The 18,443-nt window shown below is 40.8% G+C and carries 17 protein-coding genes; 10 read left to right on the top strand and 7 right to left on the bottom strand.

From position 1 onward, the window contains the following. Nucleotide 1 precedes the first annotated feature (1 nt). Entirely contained in the window at nucleotides 2-517 is a 516-nt protein-coding gene (gene purE, locus ACFSKL_RS06225; protein WP_376884453.1) for a 5-(carboxyamino)imidazole ribonucleotide mutase, read from the top strand. Between the two features lie 228 nt (nucleotides 518-745). After that, nucleotides 746-895: a hypothetical protein gene (locus tag ACFSKL_RS06220; protein ID WP_376884452.1), complete on the top strand. Its 150-nt coding sequence runs from the start codon at nucleotides 746-748 to the stop codon at nucleotides 893-895. Nucleotides 896-899: 4 nt separating this feature from the next. On the opposite strand, the gene ACFSKL_RS06215 is transcribed toward ACFSKL_RS06220, so the two are convergent. Next, nucleotides 900-1,352 carry a hypothetical protein gene (locus tag ACFSKL_RS06215; protein ID WP_376884450.1) on the bottom strand — a complete coding sequence of 151 codons (453 nt, stop codon included), beginning with the start codon at nucleotides 1,350-1,352 and terminating at the stop codon, nucleotides 900-902. Nucleotides 1,353-1,484: 132 nt separating this feature from the next. Further along, on the bottom strand, nucleotides 1,485-1,844 hold the full coding sequence (locus tag ACFSKL_RS06210) for a DUF3127 domain-containing protein (protein WP_376884448.1): 360 nt from the start codon (nucleotides 1,842-1,844) through the stop codon (nucleotides 1,485-1,487). Nucleotides 1,845-2,323: 479 nt separating this feature from the next. On the opposite strand from ACFSKL_RS06210, the gene ACFSKL_RS06205 reads away from it, so the two are divergent. Beyond that, nucleotides 2,324-2,926 carry an RNA polymerase sigma factor gene (locus ACFSKL_RS06205; protein WP_376884447.1) on the top strand — a complete coding sequence of 201 codons (603 nt, stop codon included), beginning with the start codon at nucleotides 2,324-2,326 and terminating at the stop codon, nucleotides 2,924-2,926. Continuing rightward, on the top strand, nucleotides 2,901-3,134 hold the full coding sequence (locus ACFSKL_RS06200; RefSeq protein WP_376884445.1) for a hypothetical protein: 234 nt from the start codon (nucleotides 2,901-2,903) through the stop codon (nucleotides 3,132-3,134). The genes ACFSKL_RS06205 and ACFSKL_RS06200 overlap by 26 nt, the downstream gene beginning before the upstream one ends. A 63-nt stretch (nucleotides 3,135-3,197) precedes the next feature. On the opposite strand, the gene ACFSKL_RS06195 is transcribed toward ACFSKL_RS06200, so the two are convergent. Then, a complete protein-coding gene (locus tag ACFSKL_RS06195; protein WP_376884443.1) occupies nucleotides 3,198-4,076 on the bottom strand; it encodes a prolyl oligopeptidase family serine peptidase in 879 nt (292 codons plus the stop codon). A 111-nt stretch (nucleotides 4,077-4,187) separates the two neighbouring features. Between ACFSKL_RS06195 and nth the strand changes: the two genes are divergently transcribed. From nth to ACFSKL_RS06180, 3 genes are read left to right on the top strand one after another with little or no spacing between them, the layout of a single operon-like run. Further along, nucleotides 4,188-4,856: an endonuclease III gene (gene nth, locus ACFSKL_RS06190; RefSeq protein ID WP_376884442.1), complete on the top strand. Its 669-nt coding sequence runs from the start codon at nucleotides 4,188-4,190 to the stop codon at nucleotides 4,854-4,856. A gap of 11 nt (nucleotides 4,857-4,867) precedes the next feature. Beyond that, complete coding sequence (asnB, locus tag ACFSKL_RS06185) at nucleotides 4,868-6,658, top strand: asparagine synthase (glutamine-hydrolyzing) (protein WP_376884440.1); 1,791 nt, start codon at nucleotides 4,868-4,870, stop codon at nucleotides 6,656-6,658. Next, entirely contained in the window at nucleotides 6,655-7,875 is a 1,221-nt protein-coding gene (locus tag ACFSKL_RS06180; protein ID WP_376884438.1) for a glycosyltransferase family 4 protein, read from the top strand. The genes asnB and ACFSKL_RS06180 overlap by 4 nt, the downstream gene beginning before the upstream one ends. On the opposite strand, the gene gldB is transcribed toward ACFSKL_RS06180, so the two are convergent. Then, a complete protein-coding gene (gldB, locus tag ACFSKL_RS06175; protein WP_376884437.1) occupies nucleotides 7,844-8,851 on the bottom strand; it encodes a gliding motility lipoprotein GldB in 1,008 nt (335 codons plus the stop codon). The genes ACFSKL_RS06180 and gldB overlap by 32 nt on opposite strands. A gap of 312 nt (nucleotides 8,852-9,163) precedes the next feature. Between gldB and ACFSKL_RS06170 the strand changes: the two genes are divergently transcribed. Beyond that, nucleotides 9,164-10,132: a fasciclin domain-containing protein gene (locus tag ACFSKL_RS06170; RefSeq protein ID WP_376884435.1), complete on the top strand. Its 969-nt coding sequence runs from the start codon at nucleotides 9,164-9,166 to the stop codon at nucleotides 10,130-10,132. A gap of 205 nt (nucleotides 10,133-10,337) precedes the next feature. After that, on the top strand, nucleotides 10,338-11,699 hold the full coding sequence (locus ACFSKL_RS06165; protein ID WP_376884433.1) for a fasciclin domain-containing protein: 1,362 nt from the start codon (nucleotides 10,338-10,340) through the stop codon (nucleotides 11,697-11,699). A 244-nt stretch (nucleotides 11,700-11,943) separates the two neighbouring features. Here the strand turns inward: ACFSKL_RS06165 and ACFSKL_RS06160 are convergent, their stop codons facing one another. Next, on the bottom strand, nucleotides 11,944-14,034 hold the full coding sequence (locus tag ACFSKL_RS06160) for a protein-disulfide reductase DsbD family protein (protein WP_376884431.1): 2,091 nt from the start codon (nucleotides 14,032-14,034) through the stop codon (nucleotides 11,944-11,946). A gap of 139 nt (nucleotides 14,035-14,173) precedes the next feature. Further along, nucleotides 14,174-15,562, bottom strand: a complete 1,389-nt coding sequence (locus tag ACFSKL_RS06155) for a dipeptidase (RefSeq protein ID WP_376884429.1) — start codon at nucleotides 15,560-15,562, stop codon at nucleotides 14,174-14,176. Nucleotides 15,563-15,867: 305 nt separating this feature from the next. Between ACFSKL_RS06155 and ACFSKL_RS06150 the strand changes: the two genes are divergently transcribed. Then, complete coding sequence (locus ACFSKL_RS06150) at nucleotides 15,868-16,845, top strand: NADPH:quinone oxidoreductase family protein (protein ID WP_376884427.1); 978 nt, start codon at nucleotides 15,868-15,870, stop codon at nucleotides 16,843-16,845. A 326-nt stretch (nucleotides 16,846-17,171) separates the two neighbouring features. Here ACFSKL_RS06150 and purU read toward each other — a convergent pair whose 3' ends face one another. Next, a complete protein-coding gene (gene purU, locus ACFSKL_RS06145; RefSeq protein WP_376884425.1) occupies nucleotides 17,172-18,026 on the bottom strand; it encodes a formyltetrahydrofolate deformylase in 855 nt (284 codons plus the stop codon). Nucleotides 18,027-18,443 lie beyond the last annotated feature (417 nt).

The raw sequence follows: 18,443 nt of genomic DNA, 5'->3' as shown, positions 1-18,443 counted from the left end.
TATGAGTAAGCAAGTAGGAATCATCATGGGAAGCAAGTCTGATCTGCCAATTATGTCAGAAGCTGCCAAAGCACTTGAGGAATTGGGAGTGTCTTATGAACTTACGGTAGTTTCCGCGCACCGTACACCACATAGAATGCTAGATTATGCAGAGTCTGCAAGAAAAAGAGGTCTGAAAGTTATCATTGCAGGAGCTGGAGGTGCTGCCCATTTGCCTGGAATGGTCGCTTCTTTGACTTCGCTTCCGGTGATTGGGGTTCCTATCCTTTCTTCCAATTCCATAGATGGCTGGGACAGTATCCTTTCGATCCTGCAAATGCCCGGTGGAATTCCTGTAGCTACAGTAGCCCTCAATGGCGCAAAAAACGCCGGTATTCTTGCTGCTTCGATCATTGCAGCTTTTGATCCAAAAATCGCCGAAAATATGGATAACTTCAAAAAAGACCTCAAACAAAAAGTGGAAGATTCGGCAAGGGAAATTGAATTGAAAGGCTGGAAAGACAGTCTGGGGGATTAGGGGTTAGTTACTGGGGGATTAGTGATTGGTTAATTAAGTTGTCAGTTGGATTAAGTTCAAAACCTCTAAACTCTAATCGAAAGTTGGTTAATAAGTTATTGGGAAAATAGGGATTGGTTGATTGGACAATTTATGGTTTTTAATACACAAATAACTAATCTCCAATCAACTAAATAAAGTATTAGCGTATTTTCAAAAAAAAATCACAAAAGAAACCAACATTAAGTCATGGATCTCAATAGAATTGTAAAGTTTAAAATCGGCAAAGAAGATTGGGAAATGCCACTGGGAGTGCTGTTGTTGCTCGGTGGGATTTCTTTATTGCTGATAGTCGGAGGACTTTATATGGGGTTCAAGTTTGGTGAAAATATGCAATAGCAGCTTACACAAATAAGCCCCAGCCATCGTCATAGCGATCTGCACTATCAAACCCTTTGACCCATTCCCTAAATAGGATCTTGAATTCATCCAAGGCATCCCGAAGCAATTGCAAATGCTCTTCAGCATGGGTTTCTTCCAAAGACAATTGAAAAATCAAACTTCCCAATGACCTTGCGTGGACTTTCATGATGACAGCATTTTCCATTTTTATCACATAGCTGTCCACAGCATGCGCACCGGAAAATTTAGCTCCCAAAACGGCAGCACTTTCCATCATCAAGGAACCATACAGCTCGCTCCTTGCTTCATCGAGCGATCCCACCAGTGCCAAAGTCAATTCAAAAATATCCCTACTTTTTATCCAAAGTGGATGTTTTTTCTTTTCATCCCTTTCTCTTTGAAATTCAGCTTCATCGTCTTCATCATAATCATCATCGTCAAAATTGTCCCACATGGTCAAAGAATTTAGTTTTACTAAATATTAAGATTGTAACACTAAAACAAGATAGAAAACTTTGTCTAAAAAAATCTAAAAAAGAAGGGTTGATAAACTTTTGTTGAAAGCTTATCAACCCATTGTTTTCCATTAAAATGGCAACACATCTCCTTCGTCGCTGGAAAACGAAGTCACATCTGGCATTGCCGCAGGGCTTTGTGCCTGGGTGTTCGGGGCAGCTGCTCCACCTTGTTTGTCTACTTTCCAAGCTTTCACATCCGTGTACCATCTGCCGTTGTACTCCCGGCTTTCTATCTCAATACCTGCGGTAACCTGATCACCTTCTTGCAAATTGAATTGGTCGATTTTATCACCCCAAACAGTCAAAGCAACTTTTTTTGGATAATTACCATCTGTCTCCAAAATGTAATCCTTCTTTTTCCAGACACCATTTCTACCATTTCCACTTTGCTCAGCCATTACCTGAACAATTTTCCCGTTGATTTCCATATATATATGTTTTATTGTTTTTCTCTGAAAAACGAAGGTACTAAAATCAGTCAAGAAACACCATTTTAGATAATGTGTATCCTGTTAAAAAAGTCGAAATTTTCCGAGTCTGTGTACACCGGACAATTCATCTGGTCACTGACAACGAGCAACTTCCCGACCACAAAAATAGAAAATCAAAAAATACATCCCCGTAAAAAATTCCCTGCACAATTTTTGAGTAAAAATGCACGTGGACTGATTTGGATTCAATCGGGGAAAACAATGTCTCCAGCCAAATATTATTTCATAAAACCAAGCCTGAACAACCATTTAAAGGTATTTGCTACGCGTTTGCTAGGTGGTTTGTCCAAAAAAATCGATTCATCTATTGCAAGTGTGTTTATGAATCTATACATTTGATTACATTCGTAAATATTGTTTCATTCATAAATATATAATATGGCATAAACCTCTACGTTATTTAAAAGTCGATAAACATGAGTAAAAGGATCAGTCCTAAAGACAGCGAACTAATAACACAATACAGAGGTGGTAGTGAGGCTGCATTTGAAGTGTTGGTGGAAAAATATCAATCCAGGGTATATACGACCATCTATTTGATCGTAAAGGATCAAGGAGTTGCAGAGGATCTATTGCAGGATGTATTTGTCAAAGTAGTTCAGACACTCAATTCAGACAAGTACAATGAAGAGGGAAAATTTCAGCCATGGCTAATGCGGATTGCGCACAATTTGGCTATTGATTACTTTAGAAAGAGCAAACGCTATCCAACCATCATCATGGAGGATGGCGGAAATCTATTCAATACCTTAAAATTTGCAGAGGAAACAGTCGAGGATCTCAGAATCAAAGAAGACACCTTGGAGTTAGTCCGCAAATTGATTGATGAACTGCCTGATACCCAAAAACAGGTGTTGATCATGAGACATTACATGGATTTGAGTTTTCAGGAAATTGCCGAACAGACAGGAGTCAGTATCAATACTGCCCTGGGCAGGATGCGCTATGCGCTGATCAACATGCGAAAAAAAATGAAACAATTGAACATAGCCTATGACAAAACAATTTACCCCAAATGACTTGGTAAGATATATCTACCAAGAAATGAGTGAGGGAGAGAATGAACTTCTAGTGCAGGCCTTACATCAGGATGAGTCTATGATGGAAGAATACTTGGAAATGCTGAGCGCGATCGAGAAGTTAGACCTAATCATTCTTCACCCTTCCGAAAAAGTAGTAAAAGCCATTCTTAAGAAGGCCAAATCTACGGGACTCGAAAGAGTTTGATCCTTTTAAATAAACCGGTAAGCCTGATGATATATTCTTCAGGCTTTTTTTATCCCAAAAAAATCAAGGAACATGGACCTGTAGAAATGCTGCAGTCTTACCAATCAAATCTATAATGACAGGCTGTGGGAAACTATGGCCTGCTCCATCGATATATTCCCGATAATGTGGCACTTTACTCCCAACTAACTTTTCCTCCAATCGATAACTCTGGGATACAGGCACCACATTGTCGGCTGTTCCATGAAAAAACACAGTGGGTACGGAAGACGATTTGACAAAATTCGTTGGACTGGAATTGGCATAGCCACTTGGATTGCTGCTGGGAGAGCCCCCAATAAGCGCCTCAAGCAATGCAGTAGTCAGAAAATTGAAACCATGAAAAGTTTTGAAATCCGTCGGTGGAAAAAATGCAACAGCAGCTTTTACCAATCCATTCCCGTTGTGTTTGTAACTATGCAAAAGTGCCAAATGCCCTCCGGCACTTCCTCCTGCCAAAACTACATCTTCCCCCACATCCCAATCACCTAAGCGTGACTTCACATAGTCCATCATACTTTGGATATCTTCCTCCTGGTTGGGAAACTGATTGCTCCTCGTGGTGATATTGTATAGCCTATAATTGACAGCGACGAAAGCATAATCCTCAAACACTGCCTCCATCAACGGCTTGATCTGCGCAAATTCGGATTTATCACCATCTGTCCAGCCACCTCCATGTACCCAAATAAATAATTTGGTCTTGTCCGATGACCTATTTGCCGGAAGGTAGACATCCACAACTTGCCTAGGGTGGTTTCCATATGGATCATCTTTGATTTCTACAGCCACACTGGGATCCAAGTTCAAAGGTGGCTCTCCGGGATCGGCGCAAGCATTTACGAGCAAAATTGAAACGAATATCAATTTGAATATGATCCTACTTATGTTTGCCCTATCCATAATTTAGAATAACTTTTAGCCGGTTCTTTAACTATCTTGTTGTAAATAAATAAATTCTGACTCGTAAATCAACTAGAAGCTTGCTATTTTTAAAAACCAAAAGAAAAAGGAATGTTAAAAAAAGAAAGATATCAGAATTTCATAGATCATTTTGAGGAAAATATGCCTGTTGCTGAGACTGAATTGAGCTACGAAAATCCATTTCAGTTGCTTGTGGCAGTAGTCCTAAGTGCCCAATGCACAGACAAAAGAGTGAATATCGTTACCAAGACCTTATTTCAGCACTTCCCAACTCCAGAACATCTTGCAAATACACATTTTGATGAACTATTTCCTTATATCAGAAGCATCTCCTATCCAAACAACAAGACGAAGCATTTGATCGGATTGGGAAAAATGCTTGTAAATGACTTTGGGAGTGAAGTGCCATCTACGGTAGAAGAGCTTGTCAAACTTCCGGGAGTAGGGCGCAAAACTGCGAATGTGATCACTTCAGTTGTATGGAACCAACCGAATATGGCTGTTGATACCCATGTCTTTAGGGTTTCAAAAAGATTGGGTTTGGTACCTCAAAATGCCAAAACACCTTTGGAAGTCGAAAAGCAACTGATCAAAAACATCCCATCGAAGTATGTACACAAAGCACATCACTGGCTAATCTTGCATGGACGATATGTCTGTCTGGCCCGTAAGCCCAAATGTGAGGAATGTACCATCACACATTTTTGTAGGTATTTTGAAAAAAGCAACAATATCAAATCAAGCGTACAAACCCCCTAGAGAAAGCTTACATGTGTGGCATCAACCTGCTCATCAATCCGGAAACCAATGGAGAAGTTGCCATCCGAAAAATGATGCTGGCAACTCAACATCGGGGACCTGACCACTCAAATTACTCCAAAATAACAGACAATATCTGGATAGCTGGCAACAGGTTAAAAATCCTAGATCTTGGTGATACTTCCAACCAACCAATGTGGTCTGAGGACAATCGTTCGGTCTTGGTATGGAATGGCGCACTCTACAATTATCAGGATTTGAGAAATAAGCTTATTGATTTGGGGCATACCTTTCATTCCAATTCGGATTCCGAAGTTCTTCTACAATGGCTTGGGCATTATGGTGCCGATAAGATAGCCTCACTCAAAGGTATGTTTGCCTTTGTTTTTATCAATTTGGAAACCCGGAAGATCATCATCGCCAGAGACCCTTCTGGAGAAAAACCTCTTTATTTTCGTAAAAATGGAATCCTATGGCACATTTCTTCCGAAGCAAAAGGCGTCTTGGCGGGATTGTCTAAAATTCCCGAAATAGACAAGCATCAATTTCTGCCCTATTTTTACTCCAGACACTCTTTTCCGGACAAAAGTTTCTATAAAGAAGTACAACAGTTACTTCCAGGAAATGGCATCATTTTGAACTTTGAAGGGGAAGAAATAGATGGTTTTCACTGGACGCATGCAAAAACGGAAAAGATTGCCCCCGAACAAAAAGTGTTTGAGGACAAACTGAAGGATGCCGTATTGAAGACTTTTCATGCAGAAAGACCTGTGGGATTGATCCTTAGTGGCGGCGCAGATAGCAGTTTGCTATACAGGTTATGGATTGAGGAGACTGGTACACCTACCCCAACTTTCACAGCCGCATTTGAACCAAAACTTCAGCAAAAGTACAATGATCCGGCTTTTGCGAGAGAGTTGACAAGCAAGTATGGGGATTTCCACAATGAAGTGCTCATAACGCCCGAGAAAATCAGAAATCATTGGGATGAATATATCCTAGGGATGGATCAGCCTATTGGAGACAGTGCTGGTATCTTAACTTGGCTGATAGCCAAGGAGGCAAAAAAAAGCGTAAAAGTCCTCATCTCTGGAGCTGGGGCAGATGAATTGTTTGCTGGCTACACGAGACATCTGGCTTTCGGGGAATTCCTCAAAAAGCTAAATTTCTATCTCAAGCTGAAGCAATGGACTGCAAACCTTCCGCTTCCCAGTCCATATAAAAAATTCCTCAAAAGCATTGAATCGGATCCCAGAAGGACATTTATCAACTTTGCTTCCCTCCAAAATATCCCTGAGGAAGATTTCCCAAAGTTTCTGGCTTGGTATCCCAATAGCCCATCCACATTTCAGAATGCCCTCAATTTTGACAGAAGTTATTATTTGGTCAATGATGTCCTCAAAATCCATGACAATGCTTGCATGGCACATGGGATAGAAGGCAGATCTCCTTACCTGGATTATGATTTGATCGAGTGGGCAACAAGCTTTTCGGAAGAGCAATCACTGATGCATTTGGGAAAAAAAATGATCAAAGAAGCCTTGACAAGCAGAGGTTTAGGCAAAATAGCTTCCCGAAAGAAACTAGGCTTTGGCATGCCTATCAAGGAGTGGCTAGAAGATAATGAAGACTTTAGATACTGGGTGTTTGACGGCATTAGGGAAATGCATTCTGAATGGCATCCCCAATTCCCTGAAGAAATGCAGGCATTCACCAAGGCTCCCGAAAAAGTCCCCAAGGATGGATTTCTATTGGTATGGAATCTGTTTATCTTAGCAACTTGGCTCAAATACCAGCAATGAGAATAATCTATATCCATCAATATTTCCTCACACCAGAAGAAGGAGGCGCTATCCGCTCTTACCATTTGGCTAAAGGCATGGTAGATGCAGGTATTGCCGTGGATATAATTACAAGCCACAACAAGGGATATTATGATTTGAAAATCATAGATGGTATCCATGTGCATTATTTACCGGTGACATACCATCAAGAATGGGGCTTTTTCAAAAGAGTCAAATCCTTCCTCCGATTTGTCATGCTAGCCAAGAGCTGGGTTGCCAAGCTCCCAAGACCCGATTATTTGTACATCACATCCACTCCATTGACCACTGGCCTTATTGGACTTTGGACAAAGAGAAAATTTGCGATTCCCTACATCTTTGAAATCAGGGATCTTTGGCCTGATGCGCCGATCCAGGTTGGGGTGATTGGCAATCCCCTTGTAAAACAACTTCTTTATAATCTGGAAAAAAGGATTTATAAACATGCCATCAAGTGTATTGCCCTGTCTCCCGGCATAGCCAATACGGTAAGATCCAGGACAGAGACTCCTGTATATATTGTGCCGAATTTTTCTGACACTGGATTTTTCTATCCCCAAGACAAAAGTCCTAGAATTTTGCAAAAATATGGTTTGGAAGATCGGTTTACGGTAATTTACACAGGCGCATTGGGGCAGGTAAATGCCGTTGGGGAACTGCTTGAAATTGCGAAATGCTCCCAAGAGAATAGAAAAGATTACCAATTTGTCATTTTGGGCAAAGGTAGCCAGTTGGCAAAGCTATTGGATACCAGTGAAAAACTGCAATTGGAAAATGTCAGATTTGTAGCGTTTGGAAATAAGGAAAGAGTCGCTGATTTATTGTCAATCTCAGATATGGCTTTTATTTCATTTGACCATCTCCCTGTATTGAAAACCAACAGTCCAAACAAGTTTTTTGATGCCTTGGCGGCAGGGAAGGCCATTCTTGTCAACCACAAGGGCTGGGTGCATACCTTGACCAAAAAGTACGAACTGGGAATCTATCATGACCCCAATGACCCTGGACAAACTATTCGGAATTTTGATTTATTGACCGGAAAAAGCCAAATACTCAATAGATACCAACAAAATGCCCGAAAAATGGCGGAGCAGCATTTCTCCAAAGAAATTGCGATCAAGCGTGTGTTGACTATTATCGATGCCAAGAAATTTGGTGGGGAAATTACTGACGAGGTTTATATCCTGACAGCCTAAAAATTGATTCCGCATCTTGATTTTCCATCAGTTCATCAAGAGGGATATCATGGTTCATACGGTAATCATCCACAATGTTCCATCCAAGCCACCTTCCGATTCTTCCCGGCGCATCAGGGCTGATGACATCAGTGGCCGGAGCTTCCCCTGTATACTTCCTGATTTCAAATGGATTGGTTTCAAACAGCAAGTCATTTTCGATAAAATGTGACCAAATAAATTTCTCATTGGCAAAACAAGAAGCAACCTCTTCGGCTGTGTAACCAATAATAAAATCATCAGGCATACAGGGCAATATTGCCTTGGTAAAATGGTATGCTTTACCATAAAAAATCATTTCTGCCAATAATGAATTTTGGTTTGGGTCTACTTTGTTGTATTTAGAAGAAATCGCCGTGACTATCATCGGTACAATATAATCGCTTTCATAGCGATCGGCTATGTATCTGGGAAGGTCGGAAGGCTGGAATCTATGTTCTTTTGGGAGAAAATAATCCAAACCGATGACTATTATATCATCCGAAATGTAAAGGTCATTGCTAAATCCTGAGAGGAAGGTATAAACTTTGGGAACCTTAAAGTCCGGAAAGTAATATTTGATGTATGCAAAAGCATGGTTCAAGTCTTTCTCCAACTGATCCAACTCAGGAAAATTGCTTTTCACTTCTCCATACAGCTCTTGCATCAACGAGTCTTGGTTGATTTCCAATAGCTCTTCTGCCAGTTCCTCCTTGGATTCATATTGTTCTACTTGGAGGTAATTTTTGGTAAAGTCCGGAAAGTCCTCCAACAGATACCTCATTTCTTCCATGGATTCCACTGTATAAAAGCTGTCCTCCAACCTGGTAATGGACAAGTCATCCAAAGCATCCAAAATCATGGGGTTTAGATTACATTCTTCTTTGTCCTTGTTACACGAGAAAAAAAGCAACAGTGGTAAGAAACTTAGGAAGAAATACTTGGGGTTATAATTCATTATCAAATACTTTGAATTCCAAATCTAATAGATAATGGTTTCATAACGGTTCAGATCCATTAAAAAATTTTGGTATGATAAATGCACATCTTCAATATATAAAATTTCCGATATGAATTGTACAAAACAAATACAAATTTTATGGCCTATTTGAATATACAGAAAAACAAATATTGACATACCGCCGAAATATGTCTACAATTTAAGCTGCTTGAAACACAATTTCAATCCAATGTGGGGAAGATCATAACAATTGTATCACGGGAAGGGTTAATGAGTTGTATTTTTAATTTAACTAAACCAATAAATATTATGAAAAAGAATAGTCTATCAAATTGGGGTCTAAAATACCCAGTTATTGCTTTGACCTTGGGATTTGGTCTTGTCTCGTGTAATGATGATGACGACACCAACCCAATTGTAGAAACTAATAATGTCGTAGAAGTAGCTGCCGCAAATCCTGAATTTTCAACCTTGGTAGCCGCAGTAGAAAGGGCTGAATTGGTAGGTACACTATCGGGCGATGGCCCATTTACTGTTTTTGCACCAAATGATGAAGCTTTTGCGAGATTTTTGTCTGCTAATAATGACATGACAGTCGATGAATTATTGGCTAATCCAGATCTTGCCGATATATTGACTTATCATGTTGTGAGTGGAAACATTGCTTCTGGAGATGTAGAAACCGGAAGGGTGAACACTGTTGCTGAAGCTCCATTTTTTGTAAGTAGAGATCCGGATGGAGAACTTTGGATTAATGGTAATTCCAAAATCATTGCTACAGATGTAAGTGCTTCTAATGGTGTAATTCATGTTTTGGAGAACGTTATCACCGCTCCAACTCAGAACATTGCTGAAATTGCTACCGATATGGCAGCTAGTGACAACCCTGAATTCACCCAATTGGTAGCTGCCTTGGTAAGAGCTGATCTTGTTGATGCATTTATGGGTGGATTTGAGGATAATTATACTGTATTTGCTCCAACAGATGCTGCTTTTGAAGATTTATATGAAGCTTTGTCTGTAAATAATGTAGAGGAAATCGATATCCAAACACTTAGAAATGTTTTAATGTACCATGTCGTAGAAGCGAGGGCTTTCTCGCAGGATCTGACGGACGGTGAACAATTGGAGACATTATTGGTAGGGGAGTCTTTGACGGTTGATTTGGACAACTTGCAAATCAATGATTCGGGGCTAATAGGCGAATCATTGAATATACATGCCACTAACGGTGTAATTCATGTAATCGATAAGGTATTGCTACCGCCAATGGATTAATTTGATCCAATTATTGGAATATAGAAAAAGGGGGAGGCAAAAGCCTTCTCCTTTTTTTGGCTTTGGCTATGCTATTTTCATACTTTTGAATATTTTTTATGAAATCAAGAAGACATAAACCCCTAGAGATTGGCTATGGAAACAATTTACTTGATAACTTTGGCATACAGAATCTAGAGGGAAACACCTCATTAATAGAATAGGAATGAAAAAACAAGGATTGGAATTGCTCAAAAGATTTTTGCAGGTTTGCATCATATGTTTTCTTTACTTTTCATGTAATGACACCAACAACCTCCCTCCCCAAAATGAGCAACCTATCATTGAAACAATAGAAAGTTTAGAGAATTTTTCCCTCTTCAATGAAGCAATCAATCACTCAGGCCTTCAAGAAGCCCTTTCAGGTCCAGGTCCTTTTACTGTATTTGCGCCTAATGATGACGCGTTTAGGGAAACTCTGAAAAATCTGGGAATATCTTCTTTACAGAACATTTCGCCAGATGATTTGTCAGCACTTTTGGCATATCACGTCATCCCAGGGAGGATTATTTACAACCAAATACCTTCTGAGGAAGTGGAAACATTCTTGGAGGGAATCAATATTTCCTTCAGCAGAAATGGCAGCAATGTCATTCTAAACGACTCAGTGCAAGTATTGACCCGAAATATAGAAGCTCGAAACGGGATGATCCATGAGATTGACAAGGTACTGTTTCCACCGGCCAATTCCATTTTGAATGTGGTTGAAAACAACGGGTTTACCATCTTTCTTGAAGCTGTCGAAGTACTTGAAATGGAAGTTTCCTTGTCAGAAGAAGGCCCCCTAACCCTATTTGTCCCTACCAATGCTGCTTTCAACAGGTATTTGACCGACAATGAAATGACGAAAGATGAATTGTTGGATTCACCTGAGTTGGAGGATCTAATCACCTATCATCTGATCGATGGGGTATTGCCCGCATCATCCATAGAAGCGGGTTCCGTACCTTCGGTGACTGAAGAGCCTCTTTTCCTCAGCATCGCTCCCAATGGCGCTATCTGGATCAACGGAAAATCAAGACTGACCTCTTCCAATCTACAGGCTGATAATGGTTTGGTCCATGTGGTAGATTACATCATCAGTGCACCAAACAAAACATTGGCCGAAAAACTCACTGAACTGAACAGCGCAGCCCCCCCTCAGTTCACACACCTGAAAGCAGCTTTGGAAAGCACTGGTTTGTTGGAAAACCTGGATAGGGGCTTTGAAGACAATATTACAGTATTTGCCCCGACAGATGTGGCTTTTGAGGAGTTGTTTGATGATCTGGGTGTATCTGGAACAGGTGACATTGATACTGAGACACTCAGAAGAATCTTACAATACCATATGGTTCCCAATAGGATGTTTTCCCAGGATCTGCGTGAAGGTGCCACACTTCCCACTTTGGTGAGTGGCCAAACATTGACTGTAAATTTGGCACAGCTGCAGATCAACGAATCGGGATTGATCTCCGATTTACTCAATATCCATGGAAAAAATGGTGTGGTTCACGGGATAGATCAAGTGTTGATCCCAGAGGATTAAAAATCGAACCAAAGGAAAAATCAGAACCACTTATGAACACCATAAACACAGTTTTTATGTCCCCACCACCATGTCTTCCGTGCCCACTTGTGGTTCATCCAATGCCCTATCAGGGGAAATATATAGACTGCCCTGGATTGGTGAGATATAGATAAAAATCAAAAACCACAGATAAACACTAAAACACAACCCTTTACCATGAGATAATCAGTATTATCCGTGTCTATCTGTGGTTCATCAAAACCTATCTCCTGCCAAACTCTTCTTTTGCAGCGTCCAGAAAGTTAACAAAACCCACAATATTGCTATCATACCCTTTTGGCTTTACCAGCAGTTCTTCATTGTGGTCCAAAATCACATAATAAGGCTGGGCATTGTTGTTGAATTTTGTGATTTGGAAATCAGCATTTTGCTTGCCAATTGTCTTCTTTTCCTTTCCATCATACTCGGACACAAACCATTCTGATTCTGGCAACTCAAACCTCTCATCGATATACAATGCTACCAATACAAAATCTTCATTCAATCGCTGCATTACCTGAGGATCAGTCCAAACCCTCGCTTCCATTTCTCTACAGTTCACGCAACCATGGCCTGTGAAATCAATAAACAATGGTTTGCCTGCCTTCTTTGCTGCTGCCAAAGCTTGATCGTAGTCAAAGTAACCCTGAAACCCAGGAGGAAAATGCAAAAGGTCAGCATATTTTGGGATTTCATCCAATTGGTTTGCTTCTGACATGGCCGGATTTCTGTTTACCATGATGTTAAAGTCATGCGTAGCCATCGGAGGAAGGTAACCGCTCAAAGCTTTCAATGGTGCTCCCAACAGTCCAGGTATCAAATAGACCACAAATACAAATGTGGAAATCGCCAACATCAACCTAGGTACCCCAATGGTCTCCATTGGGGAATCGTGCTTGGTCCTGATTTTTCCCAAAAGGTAAAAGCCCAACAAAGTGAAAATCACAACCCAAATCGCAATGTAAATATCCCGATCCAACAAGCCCCAATGATACACCTGGTCGGCAACTGATAGGAATTTGAAAGCCAAAGCCAATTCCAAAAAACCCAAGACAACTTTCACGGAATTCAACCAGCCACCGGATTTTGGCAGGGAATTTAGCCAATGTGGAAAAACAGCAAATAGGGCAAAAGGTATGGCAAAAGCCAAGGAAAATGCAAACATACCGAGGATTGGCTTGACCAAAGCTCCACCTGCAGAGCTGATCAAAATCGATCCCACTATAGGACCAGTACAGGAAAATGACACCAATACCAATGTGAAAGCCATAAAGAAAATTCCGGTCATACCACCTTTGTCCGCCTTTTCGTCCATTTTGTTCACAAAACTATTCGGCAAAGTCAGTTCAAACATTCCCAAAAATGCGAAGGCAAAGAAAATAAATACCAAGAAGAAAAACACATTGGGAACCCAATGGGTGGACAGCCAATTGGCAAATTCAGGACCTTGGATAGCAGCAACTGCCGTACCTGCAATCGTGTAAATGGCAATGATAGAAAATCCATAAATAAAGGCATTTCTGATTCCGGCAGCTCTGGTCTTGGACCTTCCTGTGAAGAAAGTAACCGTCATCGGAATCATCGGAAACACACAGGGAGTCAACAAGGCAGCCAAACCAGCCAAAAAGGCCAAGATCATAAATCCGATCAAACCTTCCTTGTCAGAATCTCCTTCCAAATCAATGTAAGTTCTTTTTTGCTCATGCGTTGCTACCTCTTCTGTATTTGGAGTCTCTTCAACCTGATCAACTGAGTCCTCATTAGCAATTTCTTCCGCATCAGCTGACGATATCACTTCCGAGTCAACTACACTTGCTGGATTTTTTGTAACAGTTGCAGTAGCTTTTATGGTAAAATCTTCTTCAAATGGCACGCATTGCCCAGTGACATCTGTACACATTTGGTAACTCAAAAAGCCTTCTATGTTGATGTTTTCTGAAGTGATTTTAATCGTTTGTTCGAAGCTTCCAGAACCTTCGAAATAGGTGACATCACCTTCCCATGTCTCATCGAATTTCTTCTTGGGATTGATGGCTTTGAGCTTTCCGACCAAGGTGAAGCCTGTTGACTTTTTGTCTTCCAACTGCAACTCAGTCAACATAGGTCCCAAATCGGGATCAAAGTCATTGGAATAGATATACCAATCAATTGGTATCTGTGCTTTGAAAACCAACTTTACTTCATCTCCTACTTTGATATCTTTTTGGGATAATTGGATCGACCAGTTTGGTGGTGAAATCATCTGGGCAATCGCTGAGCTGCTTAGAAATACAAATAGCGATAGAACCAGTGAAGATTTGATAAGTCTTGACATAATATGAATGGATGCTAAACTGATTGTAAAAAGGATAAATGAACTAAGAAAGTTCAGTGAAGGGGTCTACAAAAGGACTTCGTAAAACAAAAACTCCAAACAGCATCATAATTACTGTTTGGAGTTTCATTGTCATCTGTTATTTACCAGCCTGCTCTTTGAAGTATTTGAAGAACAATGCGATGGTTTCGATTCCCATGTAGTAATTTTTTACACCATAGTGCTCGTTTGGAGAATGCAGCGCATCAGTATCCAAGCCAAAACCAAGCAGGATAGGATCCAAGCCAAGCTCTTTTTGGAACAAAGAACAAATAGGGATGGAACCACCCTCTCTCGTTGGGATGGCTTTTTTCCCAAATGCCTCTTGGATTGCCAAATCGGCAGCTCTGTAACCCGGTGTATCCGTAGACACAACTGCTGCCTGTCCTCCATGATGTGGAGTCACTTTTACTTTCACTGAAGTTGGGGCAATGGCCTTGAAATGCTCTTCAAACAATTTTGAAATTTCCCTGTGGTCTTGGTTTGGTACAAGTCGCATGGAGATTTTTGCATAGGCTTTGGAAGGTAAGACAGTCTTGGCTCCTTCACCTGTATAGCCACCCCAGATCCCATTGACATCCAAGGTAGGTCGGATCCCAACCCTTTCGATGGTCGAGTAACCTGCTTCACCATGCACGTCATTGATGTCCAGTTCTTTTTTATAAGCATCCAAATCAAACGGGGCATCATTCAATGCTTTTCTATATTCGCTTGAATATTCTTCTACCTTATCATAAAATCCCGGGATAGTGATGTGGTTGTTTTCATCCTGGAGGGATGCAATCATCTTACAAAGAATATTGATGGGATTGGCAACTGCACCGCCATATGTTCCAGAATGAAGGTCTCTATTCGAGCCAGTCACCTCCACTTGCATATACGACAGCCCCCTCAACCCAACAGTCACGGAAGGATCTTCCAAAGAAATCATGTGTGTATCAGATACCAATACTACATCAGCTTTGAGCTTTTCTTTGTTTTCCTTGACAAAAATATCCAAATGCTCAGAACCTACTTCCTCCTCTCCTTCGATCATAAATTTGATATTGCAAGGGAGGTTGTTATTGGCCATCATGGCTTCGAAAGCCTTGACATGCATGTAAAACTGCCCCTTGTCGTCTGCCGATCCACGGGCAAAAATCGCACCTTCCGGGTGTCTTGGAGTTTTTTTGATCACAGGCTCAAAGGGTGGAGAATCCCAAAGCTCATACGGATCTGCCGGCTGCACGTCATAGTGGCCATAGACCAAAACAGTAGGAAGTGATGGATCGATTATTTTTTCTCCATAGACAATCGGATAACCTGCCGTCTGACAAAGTTCAACTTGATCAGCACCTGCTTTTTCCAAACTTTCCCTTACAAATTCAGCGGCTGCAAAAACATCGTCTTTAAATTTTGGATCAGCGCTTACCGATGGGATTCTCAGCAAGTCTAAAAGTTCATTGAGAAATTTCTCCTGATTGTCTTGGATATATTTTTTTACTGACATACTTGGGTTTAGATTATGTCCCACAAGACACTGTAAGCCAATACACTTGTGGGAAAATTATAAATTAGTATTTTTTTGATTCTCGGCAACCTTGGAAGCCATTTGTGCAGGCAAAATTACGTTTTATATCGTCAATTGCCTATTTTAGGGAAAACTTTTATCTATGATATCGAGCTTGTCTGCTACAAGCAGGCTTGTCTGTCTGAGGCAGACGGGCATGGAGAAAATCCCACACAGCCGGATGGCTATTCTGCCAGGGAGATTTCCCTGATGGTCGGGACCGTGAAAAAAACAATTATAAACACATGAAAGCCATAATTTGCCAACAATTCGGATTACCTGATTCTCTGATTTATACAGAAATTCCCGAACCCCTATTGGGCAACCAAGAGGTGATGATCCGTGTATTTGCCTGTGCAGTAAATTTTCCCGATGTGCTGATCATCCAAAATAAATATCAATTCAAACCTGAATTGCCGTTTTCCCCCGGCGGAGAAGTCTCGGGAATCATCGAGCAAGTTGGCTCCGATGTTAAAAACTTAAAAAAAGGACAGCGGGTTTTGGCACTTTGTGGCTGGGGTGGTTTTGCGGAAAAAGTGAAAGTGGGTGCTGATCGGGTATTCCCAATTCCAGATGAGATGGATTATGTGACTGCAGCATCTACCCTTTATACTTTTGGTACGGCATACCATGCGCTGAAAGACCGTGCACAGATCAAGTCCGGAGAAACATTGTTGGTCCTTGGGGCATCAGGAGGGGTTGGGCTTGCAGCAGTGGTATTGGGCAAAGTCCTTGGTGCAAAAGTAATCGCAGCAGCTTCTACAGCTGATAAGTTGGAAATCTGTCAAAAACATGGAGCTGAACAGCTGATCAATTATGAATCAGAAGATCTCAAAGAGCGGATCAAAGCACTTACGGATGGAAAAGGAGTGGATGTCATATTGGATGTCGTAGGGGGAAAATATGCCGATCCGGCATTGCGGGGAATGGCATGGAAAGGCCGCTACCTCGTAGTGGGATTTGCTGCCGGAGAAATCCCAAAACTCCCCTTCAATCTTGCACTGCTCAAAGGCTGTTCGGTCATGGGGGTATTTTGGGGGAGGTTTTCAACCGAAGAACCCCAACAAAATCAACAGAACATCAATGAGCTGGTCGAAATGATTCAGCAAGGGAAAATCTCCCAACACATTCATAAAATCTATCCCCTTCAGGAAGCACCGCAGGCACTGCAGGATATGCTTGACAGGAAAATAATTGGGAAGGCGATTGTGGAAATTGATTGAAAAATTTGAAAATTGAAGGGTTATTTAGTTTCAATTTGTAGCCCTAATTGATTGGCTTGATCCAGAAATTTTTTGATGTTATTTGCTTAAATAATTCCATCGACAATTTTGGTTAACACAATTCGAATATTCATATCAAACTGAGTTTGGTTGTATTCTGTTAGTGTTGTATTAATTCAATCAAAAAAACTTTGCGCTCTTAGCGTCTCCTATGTTGTAATTTTCCCGCAAAGGATTAAAAGCACAAAGCATGTTAAACTCTTATAATTAGTACTTGCATCTTTTACAGACAAATACATGGTCATTGGTTAATTGAACCCGGGTTATCAATAAAATATAACAGTCTTATTTCCAACTGGATAAACTTTGTTTTCCAGATGGTATTTGATTGCTTTTGATAGGACTACTTTCTCTATATCCTGACCCATTTGGACCAAATCAGATACGGTATTATGGTGACGGACACGCGCTACATCCTGCTCGATGATTGGCCCTGCATCCAGCTCTTCGGTGACGTAATGTGCGGTAGCTCCGATGATTTTCACACCTCTTTCATACGCTGCGTGATAAGGCTTCGCCCCCACAAATGCCGGGAGAAAGGAGTGGTGGATGTTGATGATTTTGTTTGGGTACTTTCTGATAAAATCACCGCTCAAAATCTGCATGTACCTTGCCAATACCACAAAATCCACTTCATGGCTTTCCAAAAGGTCTATCTGCTGCTGTTCTATTGCAGCCTTATTTTCCTTGTCCATTGGTAGATAATGAAAAGGTATCCTGAAGGCCTCCACCACACGCTTCAAATCCTTGTGGTTGGAAATAACCAAAGGAATCTCAACTTCAAACTGGCCTGAATAATACCTACTCAGAATATCAAAAAGACAATGTGATTGCTTGGAAACAAAAAGTGCCATCTTGGGCTTTTTGTTGTTGAAATACAACTGGAATTGCATGCCAAATTGATCTCCTACCTGTTCTTGAAAGACGGTTTCGATTTCATCCTTTGCCAATCCGAAACTTTCCAATTCCCAAGATGCCCGCATAAAAAACATCCCCAACTCTTGATCAACATGCTGGTCTATCTCTAAAATATTGCCTTGATAAGCATACAAAAATGCCGAAACGGCAGAAACTATACCTTTTTGATCTTTACACTGAATGATTAAGGTTGCTTTTTTCATTTCAAAATTAGGTTTGAGGGGTAAGTCAAAATCAATATTGTCTTATTTCTGGAAGCAAATATATAGGGTTTTGTTAAAATGGAATAGTTGAAACCTGAAGGAAATTGGTCAATAAAGTTGATTAGGTTATTGGTTAATTGAGTTACTAAGAAGCTGGGAGGTTAATTTGCTGTTTTGTCACGTCATGAAATTAGTTGACACTTTTTTCTTTTAATTAGAGAAGTTCAACCCACTTCGGGGTTGTTGTCTACTATATCATCATTATTCCCCGGGTTGCGACCCGGGGTTATTTAAAGTTTAACCCTGCCTGACGTCAGGCAGGCCCATTCGGGGTTGATTCCCTCTCGTTTCTCGTTTCTGGTCACGTCCTGAAAATAATTGACACTTTTTTCATTGTTTTTTGAGACTTGTTTTTCC

The organism is Belliella marina, assembly GCF_042682445.1.
In the GTDB taxonomy this organism is placed as follows: Bacteria; Bacteroidota; Bacteroidia; order Cytophagales; family Cyclobacteriaceae; genus Belliella; species Belliella marina.
The sequence above is the reverse complement of the archived record's forward strand: the minus strand, read 5'-3'. Positions and strand labels throughout refer to the sequence as shown.

Bases quoted from the DNA above. Each gene is read 5' to 3' on its own strand.
- purE (WP_376884453.1), top strand. From the start codon at position 2: ATGAGTAAGCAAGTAGGAATCATCATGGGAAGCAAGTCTGATCTGCCA.
- ACFSKL_RS06220 (WP_376884452.1), top strand. From the start codon at position 746: ATGGATCTCAATAGAATTGTAAAGTTTAAAATCGGCAAAGAAGATTGG.
- ACFSKL_RS06215 (WP_376884450.1), bottom strand. From the start codon at position 1,352: ATGTGGGACAATTTTGACGATGATGATTATGATGAAGACGATGAAGCT.
- ACFSKL_RS06210 (WP_376884448.1), bottom strand. From the start codon at position 1,844: ATGGAAATCAACGGGAAAATTGTTCAGGTAATGGCTGAGCAAAGTGGA.
- ACFSKL_RS06205 (WP_376884447.1), top strand. From the start codon at position 2,324: ATGAGTAAAAGGATCAGTCCTAAAGACAGCGAACTAATAACACAATAC.
- ACFSKL_RS06200 (WP_376884445.1), top strand. From the start codon at position 2,901: ATGACAAAACAATTTACCCCAAATGACTTGGTAAGATATATCTACCAA.
- ACFSKL_RS06195 (WP_376884443.1), bottom strand. From the start codon at position 4,076: ATGGATAGGGCAAACATAAGTAGGATCATATTCAAATTGATATTCGTT.
- nth (WP_376884442.1), top strand. From the start codon at position 4,188: ATGTTAAAAAAAGAAAGATATCAGAATTTCATAGATCATTTTGAGGAA.
- asnB (WP_376884440.1), top strand. From the start codon at position 4,868: ATGTGTGGCATCAACCTGCTCATCAATCCGGAAACCAATGGAGAAGTT.
- ACFSKL_RS06180 (WP_376884438.1), top strand. From the start codon at position 6,655: ATGAGAATAATCTATATCCATCAATATTTCCTCACACCAGAAGAAGGA.
- gldB (WP_376884437.1), bottom strand. From the start codon at position 8,851: ATGAATTATAACCCCAAGTATTTCTTCCTAAGTTTCTTACCACTGTTG.
- ACFSKL_RS06170 (WP_376884435.1), top strand. From the start codon at position 9,164: ATGAAAAAGAATAGTCTATCAAATTGGGGTCTAAAATACCCAGTTATT.
- ACFSKL_RS06165 (WP_376884433.1), top strand. From the start codon at position 10,338: ATGAAAAAACAAGGATTGGAATTGCTCAAAAGATTTTTGCAGGTTTGC.
- ACFSKL_RS06160 (WP_376884431.1), bottom strand. From the start codon at position 14,034: ATGTCAAGACTTATCAAATCTTCACTGGTTCTATCGCTATTTGTATTT.
- ACFSKL_RS06155 (WP_376884429.1), bottom strand. From the start codon at position 15,562: ATGTCAGTAAAAAAATATATCCAAGACAATCAGGAGAAATTTCTCAAT.
- ACFSKL_RS06150 (WP_376884427.1), top strand. From the start codon at position 15,868: ATGAAAGCCATAATTTGCCAACAATTCGGATTACCTGATTCTCTGATT.
- purU (WP_376884425.1), bottom strand. From the start codon at position 18,026: ATGAAAAAAGCAACCTTAATCATTCAGTGTAAAGATCAAAAAGGTATA.